Consider the following 3,270-nt stretch of genomic DNA (forward strand, 5'->3'; position numbering starts at 1 on the left):
AGCGGAGACTAGGGGCCAACCCGCCATCGATGGGTTTCGCTTCGCTCTACCCATCCTACGATGAATGTTCACTCCAATGCCGAATGGAATTGGGAGTCGCAGCGGTTCTCCGGCACGGCTTCCAAAAGCGGTTGCTGAACCAAAAGGCCCGGCATGGTCAAACAGAGATTAAACCACCGAATTTGTATCCGTAAGTCGGCGGGGCGGTATCACTCCCTCTGAGCTGAATAAAATGCCTTTGCGCGTGTGCCCATGGTGAGGAAGGTAATCCCATGAAAGAACTGGTGGAAGGCTTTCACAGGTTTCAGCAGAGCCTCTCGAAGTCAGAGAGAGAGTCATTCAAAAAGCTGGCGGGCGGACAGAATCCACTTGCCCTTTTCATTACCTGCTCGGACTCGCGTATCGACCCGAACTGGATCACGCAGTCGAAACCGGGCGACCTGTTCATCCTGCGGAATGCGGGGAATATCATTCCTCCTTATGGGGCTAGCGGCGGCGGGGAAGCGGCCACCATCGAGTACGCCGTCGCCAATCTGGGAGTGAAGGAAATCATCGTTTGCGGCCATACCTATTGCGGGGCCATGCAGGCGCTGCTGAGCGGCCCGGAAAGCGTGGCCGACCTCCCGGCCGCTCGCGCTTGGCTCGGCCATGCCGAGGCGACCCGCCGGATCACTCGGGAAAATTACGCTCATCTGGAAGGCAATTCCCTCTTGACGGCCGCCGTGCAAGAGAATGTTTTAGTTCAATTGGAAAACTTGCGTACGCACCCCGTGGTTGCCGCGGGACTCGTCCGAGGGACTATCAAGCTCTATGGCTGGGTTTACAAGATCGATAAGGCCGAAGTTTTCGCCTATGTCCCTGGACGCGGCCAGTTTCTCGCTCTGCCGGAGCACCCGTCCGTACCCATCCCCTCCGCCATGCAGCTTGCCGTCAAACGAATCATCTAATGCCTTGAAGCTCATATCGCTCGCCTGCAGCAGGATCGCCCGCCGGGCTTGCGGCTCGAGGAATCCGTTCTCGGGTGCGCCATTCCGTCCGCCTATACCGGAGATGTACACTTGCTAACAGATAGGCTGCAGGTAAGCAGCTGTCTCTAAGCTTATCGCCGCCTGAAATGTGGCAAGAGAGATCGAACCATGAAACCGCTGATCTACGGTCTTCACTTCAATAATCTTCGCGGCGACATCTACGGCGGCCTCGTTGCCACGGTCGTGGCCCTTCCTTTGGCGCTTGCCTTCGGCGTAACCTCCGGGGCAGGGGCCATCGCCGGACTCTATGGAGCCATCTTCGTGGGTTTTTTCGCCGCCTTGTTCGGCGGAACGCCCGCTCAGGTCTCCGGCCCCACGGGTCCGATGACCGTGGTCATGGCCGAAGTCCTCCTGCTCTATGTCCATCAACCCGCCCTCGCCTTCACTGTCGTGATGATGGGCGGCGTCATCCAGATTCTCATCGGCCTCCTCAAATGGGGGCGCTACATTCGGCTGGTCCCGTTTCCGGTGATTTCCGGCTTTATGAGCGGGATCGGCTGCATCATTCTCATTCTGCAAATCCCCGCCCTGCTGGGGCACTCCCCCAAACCGGAAGGGGTGCTAGCCACGCTACGGGCGATCCCGGAGTTCTGGGACAGCCTCGATCCCCAGGCGGTCGGACTCACCCTCCTCTCACTGGGGATCGTGTCGCTGACCCCCGTCCGTATTGGCCAGTGGGTTCCGCCGCCGGTCCTGGCCCTGGTAATCGGCACGCTCACCGCCTATTTCTGGCTACCGGCCGCGCCGGTTATCGGCGAGGTGCCGGAAGGCTTTCCCACCCTCATCATCCCGACTTTTCAGGCCGATCTCTTGCTGGTGATGCTGGAATCGGCGGCGATCCTGGCCCTTTTGGGAACCATCGACAGCCTGCTAACCTCGCTGATTTGCGACAATCTCACCCGGACCCAGCACGATTCGAATCGGGAGTGTATCGGCCAGGGCATCGGCAATATAGTCGCCGGATTCTTCGGCGGATTACCCGGAGCCGGGGCCACCATGCGCTCGGTGGTCAACATCCGCACCGGTGGACGCACGCCCCTTTCGGGCATGCTCCACGCAGTGTTCCTCCTGGCCATACTATTGGGGCTGGGCCCATTAGCCGAAAAGATCCCGCTTGCCGTACTCGCCGGCATCCTGCTCAAGGTGGGCATCGATATCATCGACTGGTGGTTCGTGCGGCATGTCGTTCATGCGCCACGGGCCGACGTGCTGATCATGCTGGTGGTGCTGGGCCTGACGGTATTCGTGGATCTCATCCAGGCGGTGGGCGTTGGCGTGGTACTGGCGAACCTCCTGTTCGTAAAGCGCATGGGGGAATTCGAAGAATCGAGGCTGCGCATCATCACCCACGAGGCTCCGGAACCGCCCCTGATCTCCGAGGAGGCGGCCATCCTGGCCCGCAACAACGGCCAGATCATACTTATCCATATCGATGGGCCCATGAGTTTCGGCTCGGCCAACAACATGGTCCGCCGCCTGGAGCGGGTACGGCAATTCAGCACCTTCAAGAGCGTGGTCCTGGACCTATCCGATGTACCTTTCATCGATACTTCGGCAGCCAAGGCGGTGGAAGACATGATCCGCATGACTCGGGAGCACAAACAACACCTCTTCTTCGTGGGTATGCAGCCGCAACTGGTCAAGGTGTTAAGGGGTCTGGACGTGTTGAGCTTGATTCATCGGGACCATCACTACGCCAAACGCCTGGACGCCCTGCGTCATGCGGCTCTCATGGCGGGCTCCCGCCATCCGGGGGACAGACCGCTGTCACGTGGGGAAAAGGAAAACCTATCCTCCACTTCCGTATAACCGGATTACAGCGGTTTAGAGCCATGGGGCGTTGAGGGACGAAGCGCATCCTACACCCTCGCATCCAGGCGATTCACCTCATCGGTAATACCGCCCGAACCGGTTCTCCAAAAAATCCTCGAGCCGAAAGCTCTCCTGCGTCACGAAGCCTTGGTAGAGCTCGGTCCGGTTCAACACCTGATCGACGACTGCGCACACGGCGGCGGCGGTGGTCACCTGGATGGCCGACCACAGCTTCCCGTAGATCGTCTGCGGATAAATTTTCTTCACGTAGTTCTCTTCGTACAGTTCGCCGCGCTGCTTGCCGCTGACCGAGACATAAACCAGCACCACGTCCTGCACGGTCTTGGGGATGGCGTTTTCGAGGATGCGTTTGAGGGTTTCCCGATCTTTGTTGAGCTTGAGATCCCGCATCAGGAAATGAATCTTCTCG

General features: G+C 59.2%; 3 protein-coding genes. 2 read left to right on the forward strand and 1 reads right to left on the reverse strand.

Translation table 11 applies throughout. The features are described from left to right. Positions 1–272: 272 nt before the first annotated feature. Together ABJK70_RS22375 and ABJK70_RS22380 are read left to right on the forward strand one after the other, a co-directional pair. A complete protein-coding gene (locus ABJK70_RS22375; RefSeq protein ID WP_077730921.1) occupies positions 273–947 on the forward strand; it encodes a carbonic anhydrase in 675 nt (224 codons plus the stop codon). 189 nt (positions 948–1,136) lie between these two features. Then, positions 1,137–2,837 (forward strand): SulP family inorganic anion transporter, encoded by a 1,701-nt coding sequence (locus tag ABJK70_RS22380; protein ID WP_347259180.1) that lies wholly within the window; start codon positions 1,137–1,139, stop codon positions 2,835–2,837. 78 nt (positions 2,838–2,915) lie between these two features. On the opposite strand, the gene ABJK70_RS22385 is transcribed toward ABJK70_RS22380, so the two are convergent. Further along, positions 2,916–3,270: hypothetical protein (locus ABJK70_RS22385; RefSeq protein ID WP_347259181.1), on the reverse strand; the 355-nt coding region annotated here is incomplete at its 5' end.

Source organism: Methylocaldum sp., from assembly GCF_039794385.1.
In the GTDB taxonomy this organism is placed as follows: Bacteria; Pseudomonadota; Gammaproteobacteria; order Methylococcales; family Methylococcaceae; genus Methylocaldum.

Bases quoted from the DNA above. Each gene is read 5' to 3' on its own strand.
- ABJK70_RS22375 (WP_077730921.1), top strand. From the start codon at position 273: ATGAAAGAACTGGTGGAAGGCTTTCACAGGTTTCAGCAGAGCCTCTCG.
- ABJK70_RS22380 (WP_347259180.1), top strand. From the start codon at position 1,137: ATGAAACCGCTGATCTACGGTCTTCACTTCAATAATCTTCGCGGCGAC.